This window comes from Streptomyces sp. NPDC007907 (assembly GCF_042959365.1).
GTDB classification, from domain to species: Bacteria; Actinomycetota; Actinomycetes; order Streptomycetales; family Streptomycetaceae; genus Streptomyces; species Streptomyces indiaensis.
Map to the genome: position 1 here is coordinate 1,244,769 of NZ_JBIBKR010000001.1, position 16,351 is coordinate 1,261,119.

The 16,351-nt window shown below is 71.5% G+C and carries 15 protein-coding genes; 7 read left to right on the forward strand and 8 right to left on the reverse strand.

The window, feature by feature from the left end:
- Position 1 precedes the first annotated feature (1 nt).
- The 5 genes from ACFZDI_RS05760 to hemL all read right to left on the reverse strand — a co-directional run bounded on the left by ACFZDI_RS05760 (position 2) and on the right by hemL (position 4,978).
- Positions 2–775, reverse strand: a complete 774-nt coding sequence (locus ACFZDI_RS05760) for a cytochrome c biogenesis protein CcdA (protein ID WP_391247922.1) — start codon at positions 773–775, stop codon at positions 2–4.
- A 13-nt stretch (positions 776–788) separates the two neighbouring features.
- Positions 789–1,436 (reverse strand): redoxin family protein, encoded by a 648-nt coding sequence (locus ACFZDI_RS05765; RefSeq protein WP_391247925.1) that lies wholly within the window; start codon positions 1,434–1,436, stop codon positions 789–791.
- Between the two features lie 66 nt (positions 1,437–1,502).
- Positions 1,503–2,798: a polysaccharide deacetylase family protein gene (locus ACFZDI_RS05770; protein WP_391247927.1), complete on the reverse strand. Its 1,296-nt coding sequence runs from the start codon at positions 2,796–2,798 to the stop codon at positions 1,503–1,505.
- A 168-nt stretch (positions 2,799–2,966) separates the two neighbouring features.
- On the reverse strand, positions 2,967–3,665 hold the full coding sequence (locus ACFZDI_RS05775) for a histidine phosphatase family protein (RefSeq protein ID WP_234846850.1): 699 nt from the start codon (positions 3,663–3,665) through the stop codon (positions 2,967–2,969).
- Entirely contained in the window at positions 3,662–4,978 is a 1,317-nt protein-coding gene (gene hemL / locus ACFZDI_RS05780; protein ID WP_234846851.1) for a glutamate-1-semialdehyde 2,1-aminomutase, read from the reverse strand. The genes ACFZDI_RS05775 and hemL overlap by 4 nt, the downstream gene beginning before the upstream one ends.
- Before the next feature lie 510 nt (positions 4,979–5,488).
- Here hemL and ACFZDI_RS05785 point away from each other — a divergent pair.
- From ACFZDI_RS05785 to ACFZDI_RS05795, 3 genes are all read left to right on the forward strand, one after another.
- The gene (locus ACFZDI_RS05785; RefSeq protein WP_003974483.1) at positions 5,489–5,926 is read left to right on the forward strand and encodes a hypothetical protein; all 438 of its coding nucleotides are present in this window, start codon (positions 5,489–5,491) and stop codon (positions 5,924–5,926) included.
- Positions 5,927–6,088: 162 nt separating this feature from the next.
- Complete coding sequence (locus ACFZDI_RS05790) at positions 6,089–6,688, forward strand: dihydrofolate reductase family protein (protein WP_234846852.1); 600 nt, start codon at positions 6,089–6,091, stop codon at positions 6,686–6,688.
- 145 nt (positions 6,689–6,833) lie between these two features.
- On the forward strand, positions 6,834–7,679 hold the full coding sequence (locus ACFZDI_RS05795) for a GNAT family N-acetyltransferase (RefSeq protein WP_391247930.1): 846 nt from the start codon (positions 6,834–6,836) through the stop codon (positions 7,677–7,679).
- Here the strand turns inward: ACFZDI_RS05795 and ACFZDI_RS05800 are convergent.
- Entirely contained in the window at positions 7,616–8,686 is a 1,071-nt protein-coding gene (locus ACFZDI_RS05800; RefSeq protein WP_391248061.1) for a substrate-binding domain-containing protein, read from the reverse strand. The genes ACFZDI_RS05795 and ACFZDI_RS05800 overlap by 64 nt on opposite strands.
- Positions 8,687–8,989: 303 nt before the next feature.
- Between ACFZDI_RS05800 and ACFZDI_RS05805 the strand changes: the two genes are divergently transcribed.
- From ACFZDI_RS05805 to ACFZDI_RS05820, 4 genes are read left to right on the forward strand one after another with little or no spacing between them, the layout of a single operon-like run.
- Positions 8,990–10,273: an ABC transporter substrate-binding protein gene (locus ACFZDI_RS05805; protein WP_234846854.1), complete on the forward strand. Its 1,284-nt coding sequence runs from the start codon at positions 8,990–8,992 to the stop codon at positions 10,271–10,273.
- Positions 10,274–10,284: 11 nt separating this feature from the next.
- A complete protein-coding gene (locus tag ACFZDI_RS05810) occupies positions 10,285–11,268 on the forward strand; it encodes an ABC transporter permease subunit (RefSeq protein ID WP_391247933.1) in 984 nt (327 codons plus the stop codon).
- Positions 11,265–12,101, forward strand: a complete 837-nt coding sequence (locus ACFZDI_RS05815; RefSeq protein WP_391247935.1) for an ABC transporter permease subunit — start codon at positions 11,265–11,267, stop codon at positions 12,099–12,101. Before ACFZDI_RS05810 ends, ACFZDI_RS05815 begins: the two co-directional genes overlap by 4 nt.
- Before the next feature lie 41 nt (positions 12,102–12,142).
- Positions 12,143–13,783 (forward strand): alpha-amylase family glycosyl hydrolase, encoded by a 1,641-nt coding sequence (locus ACFZDI_RS05820; protein WP_391247937.1) that lies wholly within the window; start codon positions 12,143–12,145, stop codon positions 13,781–13,783.
- 407 nt (positions 13,784–14,190) lie between these two features.
- On the opposite strand, the gene ACFZDI_RS05825 is transcribed toward ACFZDI_RS05820, so the two are convergent.
- Both ACFZDI_RS05825 and ACFZDI_RS05830 read right to left on the reverse strand, forming a co-directional pair.
- A complete protein-coding gene (locus ACFZDI_RS05825; RefSeq protein WP_234846858.1) occupies positions 14,191–15,606 on the reverse strand; it encodes a HAMP domain-containing sensor histidine kinase in 1,416 nt (471 codons plus the stop codon).
- Positions 15,607–16,326: a response regulator transcription factor gene (locus ACFZDI_RS05830; protein ID WP_361121590.1), complete on the reverse strand. Its 720-nt coding sequence runs from the start codon at positions 16,324–16,326 to the stop codon at positions 15,607–15,609.
- Positions 16,327–16,351 lie beyond the last annotated feature (25 nt).

A 16,351-nucleotide genomic window follows, 5' to 3' on the forward strand; every position in this document is an offset into this window, starting at 1 on the left:
ATCAGATCCCCACAGTGAAGCCGTCGGACCAGACCTGCATCTCCTGCACGATGCGGTCCCACGCGCCGGTCAGCAGCAGCAGACCGGTCACGATCATCATGGTGCCGCCGATCCGCATCACCCAGACGTAGTGGCGCTTGATCCAGCCGAAGGCTCCGAGGGCCTTGCGGAAGGCGACCGCGGCGAGCACGAAGGGCACGCCCAGGCCCAGACAGTACGCGATGGTCAGGACGGCCCCGCGTCCGGCGCTGCCCTGGTCGGAGGAGAGGGCGAGCACGGAGGCCAGGGTGGGGCCGATACAGGGCGTCCAGCCGATGCCGAACAGCGCGCCGAGCAGGGGTGCGCCGGCCAGTCCGGCCACCGGCTTGCGGTGGAGGCGGAACTCTCGCTGGGTGAACCAGGGCATCAGGCCCATGAAGAAGACACCCATGAGGATCATGAGCACGCCGAGCACCTTGGACAGGACGTCCTTGTGCTCCTGGAGCGTGGCGCCGAAGTAGCCGAAGAGCGCCCCCGAGGAGACGAACACGGCGGTGAAGCCGAGCACGAACAGGGAGGCGCCCGCGACCATCCGGCCGCGCCGCGCCTCGGCGAGGTCGGTGCCGGCGACCCCCGTCACATAGGACAGGTAACCGGGCACCAGCGGCAGGACGCACGGCGAGAAGAAGGAGACGAGGCCGCCCAGCAGCGCGATCGGCAGGGCCGCCAGCAGGGCGCCCTTGAGTACCGTGCCGTTGGGGTCCGCGACCGCGGCGAGCGTGGTGACTGCACTCACGTCACTGCTCCGCTCACTTCTCCGCGACGACCGGCTTGAGCATCTTCAGCAGCCGTTCCTCGCTGAGCGCGGACAGCGAACGGGCCGCGACCTTGCCGTCCCGGTCGAGGATCAGCGTGGAGGGGATCGCCTGCGGGTTGAGCGTGCCCTTCTTGAAGCGCAGCAGCAGCTTGCCCGTCGGGTCGTAGAGGCTGGGGTAGGTGATGCCCCAGTCCTTCTCGAAGGCGAGGGCCGCGCCGGTGGAGGTGTCGCGGGTGTTGATGCCGACGAACTGCACGCCCTTGTCCGCGTACGCCTTGGAGACCTTCGCGAAGTACTTGGCCTCGGCACGGCAGGGGTTGCACCAGGAACCCCACACGTTGAGGACGACGACCTTGCCCTTGTAGTCGGCGACGTCGAGGGTCTTGCCGGCGATGGTCTTGCCGGACAGGTCGGGGGCCGGGGTGCGCTTGCCCTGCGCGACCGTGGCGACGCCGTCGGTGCCGGTGACGAAGTTGGTGTTGCCGCCCCCGCCGGAGGTGCCGCCGGAGCCGCACGCGGTGACGAGCAGCGCGGTCGCGGCAAGACCGGCGGTCAGGGTGGCGCTACGGCGGACACGGCGGGTGCGCTCGGTGGCACGGGTCGTGCGGTTCGAACGCTGGGGGGCGCTGTCGGCACTCATGTGAAAAGTTTCGCATGCCCGTTCTGGGGGTCTCGCCCACCCCCCTTGCGGGTGGAAAACCGCATTTCAGGCGGCGTTCCCCGAGGGACCGGTGCCCGGTGCGTCGGCTTTGCCGGTGAACTCCCGCCAGCCACCGGCCGGCTGCTGTCCGACGCCGAGCGTGCGGAGCTTGTCGAGCACCTCGGGCTTCTGCACGTCGAGCCAGTCGGTGAACTGGCGGAACGAGACGAGACGCACATCCGCGCCCTTCTCCTTCTCGCGGGCGATGTGCCGGAAGGCCTCCTCGACGGCGTCCATGTAGATGCCGCCGTTCCACTGCTCGAAGTGGTTTCCGATGAACAGAGGCGCCCGGTTTGTCTCGTATGCCCGCTTGAATCCCTGGATGTACGCCTGTGCCGACTGCTTCCGCCAGCCCGGGTAGTTGTGGGCGGGGGCCTTCGTGGAGTTGAGGGACTGGTTGGCCAGCATGTTGTAGTCCATGGACAGGACCTCGAAGCCGCGGCCGGGGAAAGGGATCTGCTGGAGGGGCAGGTCCCATATGCCCTGGCGCTTGCGGGGCCAGACCTGGAGGCCGCCGGGCGAGGAGGCGTCGTAGCGCCAGCCCAGTTCGCGGGCGGTGGGCAGCAGGTTGTCCTGGCCGAGCAGGCAGGGCGTGCGGCCGCCGACGAGTTCCTTGTCGTAGTCGAACGGCAGCGACGGCAGGTCGGTCCAGCCGGTGTTGGTGCGCCACTGCTTGACGAACGACTTCGCCTGGTCGATCTCGCTGCGCCACTGTGCCGGCGTCCAGTTCTTGACCGAACCGTGGGAATCGCCGCAGAAGTGCCCGTTGAAGTGCGTGCCGATCTCGTGGCCCTCCAGCCACGCCCGGCGGACGTTCTTCAGGGTCGCCTTGACGTGGTCGTCGGTGAGGTAGCCGATGTCGGAGGCGCCGCGCGGGTTGTTCGGCGGGTTGTACAGGCGCTTCTTCGACTCGGGCAGCAGGTACAGCCCGGACAGGAAGAAGGTCATGCTCGCGCCGTGCTCCTTGGCGAGGTCCAGGAAGCGCGGGAAGAGGCCGTTGCCGACCTCGCCGGCACCGTCCCAGGAGAACACCACGAACTGCGGCGGGGTCTGACCCGGCTCCAGCGGCCGCGGCGCGGCGGGCTGGTGGGGCTGCTTGCCGGTGTGGCTGGTCGATCCGTCGCCGATGGGGCGGGCGGTGGGCCCGGGCTTCGGCTTCGATCCGCCCTGGACGGAGTCGCCGCCGGAACCGTCGGCTTGGCCGGAGTCGTCCGAGCCCGTGAGTCCGCCGCATCCGGCGAGCGAGACGGCGGCGGCTCCCGCGCCGAGTCCGAGCATTCCCCTGCGGGAGAGAGCGCGCATGGCATCCCCGATTCGTCACGTCGTGCTGGTCACCCAGTCAGAGGTCGTGACGAACGGGGAGGTTCCGCTGAAATGCGCAGATTCCGTAACGAAGGAGTCGTAAGCGATCAGAAGGGGGCGAACACATCAGGCTCGGCGCCTGCGGAACGCCCCCGGTGCATCGTGTGCCTACGCCCCGAAGGCCTTCGTCTGGCCCTTCGCCGGCTTCGCGCCGGCGAGGAGGTGGGCCGGGACGAGGTCGCGGGCCGGCTCGGTGTAGCCGACGGAGACGATGCGGTCGCCCTGGTACGTGAAGGTCGTCAGCGACGCGAGCGTGCACTGGCGCTTGCGCGGGTCGTGCCACAGGCGGCGACGCTCGACGTAGGACCGGACGATCCAGATGGGCAGCTGGTGGCTGACCACGACCGCCTCGTGCCCGCGGGCCTGGTCCTTCGCCGCGCTCAACGCGCTCATCATGCGGACGACCTGGTCCACGTACGGCTCGCCCCAGGACGGCCGGAACGGGTTGACCAGGTGCTTCCAGTTGTTCGGCTTGCGCAGCGCCCCGTCCCCGACGCCGAACGTCTTGCCCTGGAAGATGTTGTCGGCCTCGATCAGCCGCTCGTCGGTCGCCAGGTCCAGCCCGTGCGCCTTGGCGATCGGCTCGGCCGTCTCCTGGGCCCGTTCCAGCGGCGAGGCGACGACGTGCGTCACATCGCGGCCGGAGAGGTGCTCGGCGACCCGGTCGGCCATCCGGCGCCCCAAGTCGGACAGGTGGTAGCCGGGGAGGCGGCCGTAGAGGATGCCGTCCGGGTTGGCGACCTCGCCGTGCCGCATGACGTGGACGACGGTGATGTCCTCGGCGCTGTTGCTCCGCTGCTCGCTCATGCCGTGGCCTCCGCAGCCGCCCGGGCCGCCGCCGGGAGGGCGTCGGCGATCTTCTGCACGGCCCGCTCGTCGTGCGCAGTGGACACGAACCAGGACTCGAAGGAGGACGGCGGCAGGTAGACGCCGTCGGCGAGCAGCGAGTGGAAGAACGCGGTGAAGCGGAAGGACTCCTGCGTCTTGGCGTCCTCGTAGTTCCGCACGGGCCGGTCGGTGAAGAACACGGAGAACATGTTGGAGGCGGTCTGCAGCCGGTGCGCGACGCCCTCCTTGGTGAGCGCCTCGGTGACCAGGCCCTGGATCTCCTTCGACACGGCGTCGACCTTGGCGTACGCGGCGTCGTCGAGGAGCCGCAGCTGGGCGAGGCCGGCCGCGGTGGCGACGGGGTTTCCGGAGAGGGTGCCCGCCTGGTAGACGGGCCCGGCCGGGGCGAGGTGCGCCATCACGTCCGCGCGCCCGCCGAAGGCCGCCGCGGGGAAGCCGCCGCCCATGACCTTGCCGAAGGTCATCAGGTCGGGGACGACGCCGTCGACCCCGAACCACCCGGCGCGGCTGGTCCGGAAGCCGGTCATGACCTCGTCGGAGACGTAGAGGGCGCCGTTCTCGGAGCAGATGTCCTTCAGCCCCTGGTTGAAGCCCTCGGCGGGCGGGACGACGCCCATGTTGCCCGGGGAGGCCTCGGTGATCACACAGGCGATCTCGCCGGGGTGCGCCCGGAAGGCCTCGCGCACGGCGTCGAGGTCGTTGTACGGCAGGACGATCGTGTCACCGGCCTGGGCGCCGGTGACGCCCGGGGTGTCGGGCAGCGCGAAGGTGGCGACACCGCTGCCGGCCGCGGCGAGCAGCGAGTCGACGTGCCCGTGGTAGCACCCGGCGAACTTGATCACCTTGGTGCGCCGGGTGAACCCGCGCGCGAGGCGGATCGCCGACATGGTCGCCTCGGTGCCGCTGGAGACCAGCCGCACCTGCTCCAGCGGCGCGACGCGGGCCACCATCTCCTCGGCGAGCGCGACCTCGCCCTCACCGGGCGTGCCGAAGGACGTACCGCGGGAGACGGCGTCCTGCACGGCGGCGATCACCTCGGGGTGGGAGTGCCCGAGGATCATGGGCCCCCAGGAGCACACGAGGTCGACGTACTCCCTGCCGTCCGCGTCGGTCAGATAGGGGCCGGTGCCGGACACCATGAACCGCGGCGTGCCGCCGACGGCTCGGAAGGCCCGCACCGGTGAGTTCACGCCGCCGGGCGTGACGGTCGCCGCTCGGTCGAACAGAGCCTGCGAGGCCGGTGCTTCATACGGATATGCCAGTTCACTCATGACCTGCGACTTCTCCGACCTTCTCCGACGCTGTCGGGCTCCGGGTGCCAGTGACCTGTTCAGGGTAGGCCAGGGGCGCGGGCGGACGGGGCACGGGACAACCGGCCCCGGGGTCGCCGTCGTCTGCGAGACTGGACCCTGATACACACAGCTCGCACGGCCCGGCGTGGTCGGAGGCTGCGGACATCCCACGGGCAGTTGTTTCGGCGCACGTTTCGGCGGGCGGCCGTGGGGGAGGTCACTGACACGATGATCGGGTTGCGCGGCGGGGGCGACGCGTCCTAGAAAAAGCAGTCGGGTGGAGATATGCATCGCGGTGGCGGACTGGGCGAGGGGACTGATGACCTGGGTCCTCGACGTGCCCGGCGGGGACGGCACCGGCGCGAGGCGGAGGACGCTCAGGAACCGCGTCGGACACAGGGTTCACCGAGTGAACCGGAGCGGGCCGCCGGACGTACTGAACGTCAGGTGGACGATCTTCGGGCCGGGAGCAGCGGGAATGGTGGTCGGGTGGGGGTGACGTACAAGTACTTCGGCGCGCCCGACGGCGCGACCGCGGCCCGCGTCCCGATCTCGATGCGCCCCGAGGAGCTCGGCGGCGACGAGCTCGGCATGAACGGCATGTTCACGAAGATCAAGCCGGAGACGATGGCGGCGATGGTGCTCACGGGCATCGAGGGCGTCCCCCTGCACAAGGTCCCGCCCCTGGAGCTCGTCGTCCTGCACCCCGACTACGCGGTGGTCAAGCTCCCCATGACGGTCGTCGACCCGCTGCGCGGCATCGGCGAGGAGGCGGTGGGCGCGGCGGCCTTCATCTGGTCGACGGTCCCCGACCGGGGCGGCCCCCGGGACGCGTTCAACGTCTACCAACTGCTGCACGAGTGGCAGGACTTCTCCCACCGGCTGCACGAGGCGGGACACCAGCCGTACTGCCTGGTGTGGCCCTGAGCCGGGGTTTTCGTGGTGTCGGGCGGGGTTCCCGGACCCCGCCCTTTGTCGTGTGCCGTCGAATGGATCACACGGACCGGGTTTGACCCACGCCTGATCCATGCTTGATCCACTCTGGTCTCCGGCCCATCGCGCAGACCCGGAGAAAAAAGGGAGCACCGCATGCGAAAGCTCGTGTACTACATCGCCACCACGCTGGACGGTTTCATCGCGGGCCCGGACGGTGCCGACCCCACCGGCCCGGCCGGCTTCTGGCCGATCCCGGCGGACTACATCGAGTACCTGGTGGCGGAGTACCCGGAGACCCTGCCCGTGCAGGCCCGGGCGGCCCTGTCCGTCACGGCGGAGGGCACGCACTTCGACACCGTCCTCGAAGGACGGCGCAGCTACGAGATCGGCCTCAAGGCCGGCATCGACGACGCCTACCCCCACCTGCGCCACCTGGTCTTCTCCCGGACCCTCACCGAGGTCCCGGCCCCGGCCGTCGAACTGGTCGCCGACGACCCCGTGGAGAAGGTGCGACAGCTGAAGCAGGAGGACGGCAAGGACATCTGGCTGCTGGGCGGCGCGGAACTGGCCGGGGCCCTGTACTCCGAGATCGACCGGCTCGTCCTCAAGGTGGCCCCGTTGACCATCGGCGCGGGGATCCCGCTCTTCTCCCACAAGGCCGTCTTCGATCCGCGCGGCTGGGAGCTCACCGGCCACACCGTGCTCGACAGCGGCGCGGCCTTCGTCACCTACGCGCACGCCACCGGAAACTGACCACGCCGCCGGACGACCCTCCGGCGCCGTGCCGGCATGGCCGGTTCCCGGCGGAGTGCGCCGGGGTCCGCCGGGGCCGTGGATGAGCCGGCCCCCGGGCGGGCAGGACCGGTGCGGCAGCAGTCGGTGACCCGAGGGGGACCCCGTGCGTGATCTCGCGGACGCGATCGAGTCGATGGAACAGCTCGCGACGGTCTGGCGGGCCATGGTGCTCGACCGGGACCCCCGCGCCGACGTGCGGGACCTGCCGGGCATCGCCGTACGGTGGGCCGACTCCCGGTTCGCCTTCTGGAACTGCGTGACCCTGACGGAGGCCGGGGCGGACGCCGGGGTGCTGAAGCAGCGGCTGCACGAGGCCGCCGCGGTGATGCGTTCGAAGACCCGCCCCGGCTTCCTGTGGGTCTTCGAGGCCCTGCTCGACGACGGGGCGCGTGCGGCGCTCGCAGCGGCCGCCGAGCGGGCGGGCCTGCGGTACGCCTTCCCCGGCACCGGCATGGCGGGAGACCTGCTGCCTCTCCCCGAGCCCGCCCACCCCGAGCTGGCCTTCGTGCGCGTGGACAGCGACGAACTGCTCCAGGCGTACGCGGACATCAACGCGCGCGCCTACGGTTTCCCGCTGGAGGACGGGCGGGACGGGCTCGCCGGGTCGGCGTGGTGGAAGAGCGGGGTGTTCGCCTACCTGGGGCTGCGCGACGGGGTCCCCGTGACCTGCGCCGCGACCGTGGAGGCGGAGGGGCGGCTCTTCGTCGTGCTCGTCGCCACCGATCCGGCGTGGGAGCGGCGGGGCTACGGAGAGGCCGTGACCCGCAAGGCCCTGTACGAGGGGGGCCGCGCGACCGGGCTGACCCGGGCGACCCTGCACGCCACCGTCGCGGGCGCGCCCGTGTACCCCCGGATCGGGTTCGAGCCGAACTCCCCGATCGGGTTCTACGCGCTCGCCGGGCTCCCCGGCGCCTCGGACTCCTCCGGTCCCTCCGGCCTCTCCGGCTGATCCGCCGGTCGGGTCGCCACGGGGGCCGTCGTGCCCCGGGGGATCACGTGGGTCGGCAGGACGATGTGGCGTTCGTGGTCCCCGTCCGAGTCGTCGATGAGCTTCAGGGCCAGTTCCCCGGCCAGCCGGCCCATCTCGGACGGGGACTGCGCCACCGTCGACAGGTCGAACCAGTCCGCCAGCGGCTGGTCGTCGAAGCCCAGGACCGAGATGCGCTCGGGCACCGCGATCCGTGTCTTGCGGAGGTTCCAGATGAGGGCGACCGCGACCTCGTCCTGCTCGGCGAAGACGGCGGTGGGCGGCTCGCGCAGGCTGAGCAGTGCGCCGAGGGACTCGGCGGCCGCGCGCTTGCTGCCGGTCCGCGTGGACACCACCAGGTCGTCGTCGAGCGGCACCCCCGCCTCGGCGAGGGCCTGCCGGTAGCCCAGCAGGCGCTCGTTGGAGCTGAAGGTGAAGCCGCTCGCCCCCTCGGTCGGGACGAAGGCGATGCGGCGGTGGCCGAGGTTGAGTAGGTGCCGGGTGCCGTGCAGCGCTCCGGCGACGTCGTCGACGTAGACGCTCGGGCGGCCCTCGACGTGCTGGCTGACGTAGATCACCGGCATGCCGAGGTCGTCCAGCCGGGCCGTCTCCTCGTCGGTGAGGTCGAAGGAGAACACCAGGAGCGCGTCGGCGTTGCGGCGCGCCGGGAGATGCTCGAAGAACGCCGTGCGCTCGGCCAGGTCCGGGATCTCGTAGACGTTCAGCTGCATGCCCGCCGCCCGCAGCAGCGGGGCGAGGCTGGACAGGGCGGATCCCATGAACCACGAGTTGAGCGTCGGGACCATCACCGCGACCGTGCCCGTCCTGCCCGTGACGAGGCTCGCCGCCTGCCGTGACACGGCGAAGTTGAGGTCGCGAGCCGCCTGCTCGACGCGGGCGCGCACCTCCGGCGAGACCGTGGACAGTCCGCGCAGAGTACGGGAGACGGTGGAGGTGGAGACCCCGGCCCGCTCGGCGACGTCGGCCATCGTGGGGTGCCGTTGCTGAGCTGGAGGCATGAGCCGGACGTTAGCACAGGGATCCATTCCGTCACCGGGATTCGTGACAGCGCTTTCACGTGCGGGCGACCCGACCGGTCAGCCCATTACCTGTGGGTAACGCATTGACTTCACCTCGGCCCGCCCCTAGCTTGCAAGCGTTGTCCCGACAGCCTCGTATCCCTCTCCGGAAATCCGCTCTCATCTTTCTGACCTGCGGATTCCCTCATCGCATCGCGTGACAACGCAGTCTCAGCAGCATTCGCACCCGGTTCCGCACGACCAGGAGAGACAGTGACGACCAGAACCACCAGCAGAGCGGCCGTGATCACCGCCGCCGGGCTCCTCCTCACCGCCTGCGGCTCCTCCGACGGCGGCTCCGGGCAGGCCGGCCCCCCGTCGTTCGAAGGGCGCGGCCCCATCACGTACGTGGCGGGCAAGGACACCACCGGCACCGTCCAGCCGATGCTCGACCGCTGGAACGCGGCGCACCCGAAGGAGAAGGTCACCTTCATCCAGCTGCCGACCGACGCGGACGCCCAGCGGCAGCAGATGATCCAGAACGCGGAGACGAAGTCCGACGCCTACACGGTGCTGTCCCTCGACGTCGTGTGGACCTCGGAGTTCGCCGCCCACCGATGGATCGACCGGCTGCCCGACAAGCGGTTCCCGCTGGGGAAGATGCTGAAGCCGGTGGTGGAGACCGCCCGGTACCGGGGCGGGCTGTACGCGGTGCCGGCCAGTTCGGACGGCGGCATGCTCTACTACCGCACCGATCTGCTGAAGAAGGCCGGCGTCGCCGCTCCCCCCAGGACCTGGGACGAGATGACCGCCGCGTGCGCCGAGGTGAGGAAGCTCCCCGAGGCGAAGGGCATGTCCTGCTACGCCGGGCAGTTCCAGAAGTACGAGGGCCTGACGGTGAACTTCGCCGAGGCGGTGAACTCGGCGGGCGGCACCGTCGCCGACGCCGCCGGCAAGCCGGACGTCGACACCCCCGAGGCGCGCAAGGGCCTGGACTTCCTGGTCCGTTCCTTCCGGGACGGGACGATCCCGAAGAAGGCCATCACCTACCAGGAGGAGGACGGCCGGCAGGCCTTCCAGTCCGGCAAGGTGCTCTTCCTGCGCAACTGGCCCTACGTGTACTCCCTGGCCCAGAAGAGCGGCGTCAAGGGCAAGTTCGCAGTCGCGCCCCTGCCCGGTCTGAACGGGCCCGGCTCCTCCAGCCTCGGCGGCCACAACATGGCCGTGTCCACGACGGCGAAGAACAAGGCGACCGCGCTGGACTTCATCGAGTTCATGACGAACGAGAAGAACACCCGCACCCTGCTGGAGGACGCCTCCGTCGCCCCGCCGTACGCCGCGCTCTACGACGACCGGCAGCTCATCGGGCAGTACCCGTATCTGCCGGTGCTCAAGGAGTCCATCGTCCGGGCCGTCCCGCGTCCCCGGGTGGTGCCGTACGGCGATGTCACCGCGGCCGTCCAGCAGGAGGCGTACGCCGCCCTGAACGGGGACAAGAACAGCGCGCAGGCACTGCGGGACCTGCAGAAGGCGCTGAGCAAGGCCGTGGCACGGTGAAGGCCGGCGTCATGACCGAGGCGCCGGCACAGTCCGAGGCTCCCACCCCGGCCGGGCCGCCGGTGCGGCGGGGGCGGGCGGGTGCCGGTGCCGGACGGCTGGCGGCGCTGCTCGTCTCCCCCACCCTGCTGGTGCTCACGGTCGTCGTGCTCTACCCGACCCTGATGGCGCTCAAGGAGTCGCTGTACGGGGCGAAGGGCCTGGACCCGGCGACCGGGTTCATCAGCGACACCGAGCCGTTCGTCGGGCTGGGCAACTACGCCGAGATCTTCGGGGATGCCGGGGCTCGGTTCTGGAACGCCTTCTGGAACACCACGTTCTTCACCGTCGTCACCGTCGGCCTGGAGACGGTGATCGGCGTGGCCATGGCGCTGATCATGCACAAGGCGTTCAAGGGCCGGGGCCTGGTGCGGGCCGGGATCCTGGTGCCCTGGGCCGTGCCGACGGCCATCTCCGGGCTGCTGTGGCGCTGGATCTTCAACAGCGACGGCGTCGCCAACGCGCTGCTCGGACAGCAGATCCTGTGGACCACCGAGGGCGTGCACGCCAAGGTCGCGGTCATCGTCGCGGAGGTGTGGAAGACGGCGCCGTTCATCGGGCTGCTGGTGCTGGCAGGACTCCAGGTGATCCCCACCGAGGTCTACGAGGCGGCCCGGATGGACGGGGCCCGCGCGGCGCGCCGGTTCTGGCACATCACCCTGCCGCTGGTGAAGCCGGCCCTGCTCGTGGCGGTGCTGTTCCGCTGCATGGACGCGCTGCGGATGTTCGACCTGCCTTACATCCTCGTCGGCGCGCAGAAGCACTCGGTGGAGACGCTGTCGATGCTCGCGCAGAACGAGGCGTCCAACGTCCGCTTCGGACCGGCCTCCGCGTACGCGGTGATCCTCTTCCTCTACGTGTTCCTGATCGCGCTCGCGTTCGTCCGGCTGCTCGGTGCCGACCTCGTCGGCGGCGGGCGCGCCGGGAGGCGCCGTCGTACGGAGGTGACGGCATGACGACCCTCACGGCGAAATGGCGGGGCGGGCTCGTGTACGCGGGTGTCGTCGCGGTCGTGGCGTACTGCCTGGCCCCCTTCTACTGGATGCTGGTCTCCAGCCTGCGCCGCACCGGCGACATCTTCGACACCTCGCTCGTCCCGTCCCCGCTGTCCTTCGAGAACTACCGGGCCGTGTTCGACCCGGCGCAGGGCTTCGGCCGGGCGCTGCTCAACAGCCTGGTCGTCGCCGGGATCACGACCGTCCTGGCGCTGGTGCTGGCCACGTTCACGGCGTACGCGATGGCGCGGCTGGAGTTCCGCGGCAAGCGGCTGATCCTGACGCTGATCATCGCCACCTCGATGTTCCCGGTGGTGTCGATCGTGGTGCCGCTGCTGAAGCTGTTCACGGACATCGGCTGGATCAACACCTACCGGTCGATGATCGTGCCGAGCATGTCCTTCGCGCTGCCGCTGGCGGTGTGGAACCTGACCACGTTCTTCCGGCAGATGCCGGACGAGCTGGAGCACGCGGCGATGGTCGACGGCTGCACCCGCGGCCAGGCCTTCCGCAAGGTCATCGTGCCGCTGGCTGCGCCGGGCATCTTCACCACCGCGATCATCACGTTCATCGCGGCCTGGAACGAGTTCCTCATCGCCCTGTCGATGACCAACCGGCCGGGCATGCAGACCGCCACGGTCGCCATCTCCAAGTTCACCGGCGCGACGACCTACGAGACCCCGTTCGGCAGCCAGATGGCCGCGGGTGTGCTGGTCACCGTTCCGCTGGTGGTCATGGTGCTGCTCTTCCAGCGCCGGATCGTCGCCGGGCTCACCGCCGGCGCGGCCAAGTAGCCCCACCCTGCCGCAGTTTCGCCCGCTTCAGAAGGAGCCTTGTGTCCCCCACCGCACCCTGGTGGCGCAGCGCCGTCATCTACCAGGTCTACATCCGCAGCTTCGCGGACGGCAACGGCGACGGCGTCGGCGACATCGCCGGCATCCGCTCCCGCCTGCCGTATCTGAAGTCGCTGGGCGTGGACGCCATCTGGATCAACCCCTGGTACAAGTCGCCGATGGCCGACCACGGTTACGACGTCGCCGACTTCCGGGAGATCGACCCGGTCTTCGGCACCGTGGCCGACGCCGAGCGGCTCATCGAGGAGGCGCACGCGCTGGGGATCCGCGTGATCCCCGACATCGTGCCCAACCACACCTCCGACCGGCACGCCTGGTTCCGGGCGGCGCTGGCGGCCGGCCCCGGCAGCGCCGAACGCGAGCGCTACGTCTTCCGCGCCGGGCGCGGACCGGACGGCTCCCAGCCACCGAACGACTGGGTGTCCTGCTTCGGCGGCCCGGCCTGGACCCGGCTGCCCGACGGGGAGTGGTACCTGCACCTGTTCGCGCCCGAGCAGCCCGACCTGAACTGGGAACACCCCGAGGTGCGGGAGGAGTTCGAGTCGATCCTGCGGTTCTGGTTCGGCCGGGGCGTCGACGGTTTCCGCATCGACGTCGCCCACGGGCTGGTCAAGCACCCGGAGCTGCCCGACCTGCCGCCCCGCCGGGACCCGGACGACGAGCGGCCCCGGCAGCACGTCGACCACCCGCACTGGGACCGGGACGAGGTGCACGAGATCTACCGGTCCTGGCGCAAGGTCGCCGACGAGTTCCCCGGCGACCGCTCCTTCGTCGCCGAGGCCTGGGCGGACACCCCCGAGCGGCTGGCGGCGTACGTCCGCCGGGACGGCCTGCACACGGCCTTCAACTTCGACTTCCTGATGTCGAGCTGGGACGCGAAGGACCTGCGGTCGGTCATCGACGGCTCCCTCGGCATGCTCGGGGCGGTGGGCGCACCGGCCACCTGGGTGCTGTCCAACCACGACGTCGTACGCCACCCCAGCCGCTACGGCCGCCGGACGGTCAGGCGCTGGGTGGCCAACGAGAGCTACCGCCCCGACGGCCCCCTGGACCTCGACCTCGGCACCCGGCGCTCCCGTGCCGCCGCTCTGCTGATGCTCGCCCTGCCCGGCGGCGCCTACGTCTACCAGGGCGAGGAACTCGGGCTGCCGGAGGTCGAGGACCTGCCGGAGTCCGTTCTCCAGGACCCCACCTGGGAGCGCTCGGGGCGCACCGACCGCGGCCGCGACGGCTGCCGTGTCCCGATCCCGTGGACCGAGGGCGGCACGGCGTTCGGCTTCAGCCCCGAGGGCGCGACGGGCGAGCCGTGGCTGCCGCAGCCCGCCGAATGGGGCCGGTTCGCCGTGGCGGCCCAGTCGGGGGACACCACCTCGATGCTGGAGCTGTACCGGGCGGCGCTGGGCATCCGGCGCGACCATCCGGCCCTCGGCGACGGCTCGATGGACTGGCTGGACGCTCCCGAAGGGGTTCTGGCCTTCCGCCGGGAGCCCGGTTTCGTCTGCGTCGTGAACCTCTCGGCCGAGCCGTACGAGCTGCCGGCGTACTCCGCGCTGCTGCTGGCCTCCGGTCCGCTGAGGAACGGGCGTCTGGAGCCGGACCAGGCGGTGTGGCTGGCGGTCTGACCGCCCACACCACCGCCCTGCACCGCTTCCGGCAGGGGCGGGAGCGGGCCGCGTCCACGGGCTCGGCCTGCCCGGGGCGCACGGTCCGGGTCGCGTCCGCGGGGCTCGGCTCCCAGGGGGGGACGGCCACGGCCGCATCCGCGGGGGCTCGGCTCGCCGGGGGGCACGGCAACGGCCGCATCCGCGGGGGCTCGGCTTGCCGGGGGCATGGGCTCGGCTTGCCGGGGCGCACGGCCGCATCCGCGGAGCTCGGCTCGCAGGGGGGCACGGCCACGGCCGCATCCGCGGGGGCTCGGCACGCCGGGGGGCGCGGGCTCGGCTTGCCGGGGCGCACGGCCCCGGTCGCGTCCGCGGGCTCGGCCTGGCCGGGGCGCACGGCCCCGGTCGCGCGCCGCACACCCGCCGGGTCAGTCGATCCCGCCGCCGACCGTGAATCCGGTGACCGTCCCGCCGCCTTCCCGCCGGAACGCGAACGGTGCTCCGCCGTGTGCGAGGGCCACCTCGCGGACGATGGACAGGCCGAGGCCGGAACCCGGCAGGGAACGGGCGTCGGCGGCGCGGTAGAAGCGGTCGAAGACCCGGGTGAGGTCGCGGTCGTCGATGCCCGGGCCGCGGTCGAGGACCTCGATGCGGATCCTGCCGGGCCGGGCGGGCCCCGAGACGACGATCTCGACGGGGGCCCTGCCGCCCTGGTCGAACTTGACGGCGTTCTCGACGAGGTTGGACAGCGCCCGGGTCAGCATCCCGGGCCGTCCGTCGGTCGTGGTGTCGCCGCTCGCGCGCAGCAGGATCTGCCGGCCGCTGCGGCGCCGGGCCGCCCCGGCGACCTCCTCTGCGATGTCGGCGACGTCCACCCGCTGCGGCGGCTCGGTGTCGGACTGTCCGGCCGCGAGATCCACCAGCTCGTTGACCAGATCGGTCAGCTCCCGGGCCTCCTGGCCGAGGTCGGCGACCAGCTCCTCGCGGGCCTGCGGCGGGAGTTCGTCGATCCGGCGCAGCAGGGAGATGTTGGTGCGCAGCGAGGTCAGCGGCGTGCGCAGCTCGTGGCCCGCGTCCTGGACCAGGCGGCGCTGGTCCTCCTCGGACTGCGCGAGCCGGCCCAGCATGCGGTCGAAGGCCCGGCCGAGGCGGCCCACCTCGTCGTGGCCGGCCACGGGCACCTGGATGCCCAGGCGGCGGGTGCGGGCGACGTCCTCGGCGGCGTCGGTCAGCACGACCAGGCGGCGGGTGATCCGCCGGGCCAGCCACCAGCCGAACAGCCCGGCGCCCACCACCACGGCGGCCATCAGCAGCAGCGTCCGCTGCTGGAGCGCCCGCAGCAGATCCTCCACGTCGCTGAACTCCTGCGCGATCTGCACCGCGCCCCGGCCGCCGCCGAGGGAGACGGTGGCGACGCGGTAGACGTCGCTGCCCACGTCGACGTCCTTGTGCTCGGCCACCTGCCCGGAGCCGGCCGCGGCGGCGATCCGTACGTCGGTGCCGGTGACGGGCAGTCCGGGACTGCCCGCGTCGACGACGTGCCCGTCCGGGCCGAGCACCTGCACGTCCGTGCGGGCGGGCCGCACCAGGTCGTGGCCCGGCGCGGCGGACGAGAAGTCGCCGGGCGCCATGTGGTTCTGCCGCACCTCGTCGCGCAGGTCCTGCACGACCTCGTCGAACACGGTCTGCTGGTCCACCCGCACCAGCCGGGCTGCGGCACTGTAGGACAGGATGCCGACGAGGATGGTGACGGCCGCCGTCACCGCCGCGAAGGACACCGCGAAGGTGGTGCGCAGCGACACGAGCTTCGGCCGCCGCCCGGCCGGCAGGCGCAGGCGGCCCACTCAGTCCTCCCGCAGCACGTAACCCACGCCGCGCACCGTGTGGATCAGTTGCGGCGCGTCCGGCTCGTCGAGCTTGCGGCGCAGGTAGCCGACGTAGACGGCGAGGTTCTTCGAGCCGGGCCCGAAGTCGTAGCCCCAGATGCGGTCGTAGATCGTCGAGTGGTCGAGGACGATGCCCGCGTTGCGGACCAGCAGCTCCAGCAGTTCGAACTCGGTGCGGGTCAGCTCCAGCTCGCGCGCGCCCCGCCAGGCCCGGCGGGCCTGCGGGTCCATGCGCAGGCCGGCGGCCTCGAGGAACCGCTCGGGGAGCGGCCTGGGCGTCTCGGCCGCGGGGGCGCCGCCGGTGCCCACCGGGCTGGTGCGGCGCAGCAGGGCGCGCAGCCGGGCGAAGACCTCCTCCACGTCGAAGGGTTTGACCACGTAGTCGTCGGCGCCCGCGTCCAGCCCGGCGATCCGGTCGGCGGTCTCGACGAGGGCGGTCAGCATCAGCACCGGCGTCCGGTCCCCCTCGGCGCGCAGCACCCGGCACACCTGGAGCCCGTCGATGCCGGGCATCATCACGTCCAGCAGGAGGACGTCCGGACGGTTGCGGTGGGCCTGCGCCAGCGCCTCGACACCGTCGGCGACCGCCATGACCTGGTAGCCCTCCAGGGTCAGGGCGCGCTCCAGGGCGTTGCGGATGGCGCGGTCGTCTTCGGCGAGCAGCACGGTGTGGGGCACGCGTCCAGTGTGCCAAGCCGCCCCG

Bases quoted from the DNA above. Each gene is read 5' to 3' on its own strand.
- ACFZDI_RS05770 (WP_391247927.1), bottom strand. From the start codon at position 2,798: ATGCGCGCTCTCTCCCGCAGGGGAATGCTCGGACTCGGCGCGGGAGCC.
- ACFZDI_RS05775 (WP_234846850.1), bottom strand. From the start codon at position 3,665: ATGAGCGAGCAGCGGAGCAACAGCGCCGAGGACATCACCGTCGTCCAC.
- ACFZDI_RS05790 (WP_234846852.1), top strand. From the start codon at position 6,089: ATGCGAAAGCTCGTGTACTACATCGCCACCACGCTGGACGGTTTCATC.
- ACFZDI_RS05800 (WP_391248061.1), bottom strand. From the start codon at position 8,686: ATGGCCGACGTCGCCGAGCGGGCCGGGGTCTCCACCTCCACCGTCTCC.
- ACFZDI_RS05810 (WP_391247933.1), top strand. From the start codon at position 10,285: ATGACCGAGGCGCCGGCACAGTCCGAGGCTCCCACCCCGGCCGGGCCG.
- hemL (WP_234846851.1), bottom strand. From the start codon at position 4,978: ATGAGTGAACTGGCATATCCGTATGAAGCACCGGCCTCGCAGGCTCTG.
- ACFZDI_RS05765 (WP_391247925.1), bottom strand. From the start codon at position 1,436: ATGAGTGCCGACAGCGCCCCCCAGCGTTCGAACCGCACGACCCGTGCC.
- ACFZDI_RS05815 (WP_391247935.1), top strand. From the start codon at position 11,265: ATGACGACCCTCACGGCGAAATGGCGGGGCGGGCTCGTGTACGCGGGT.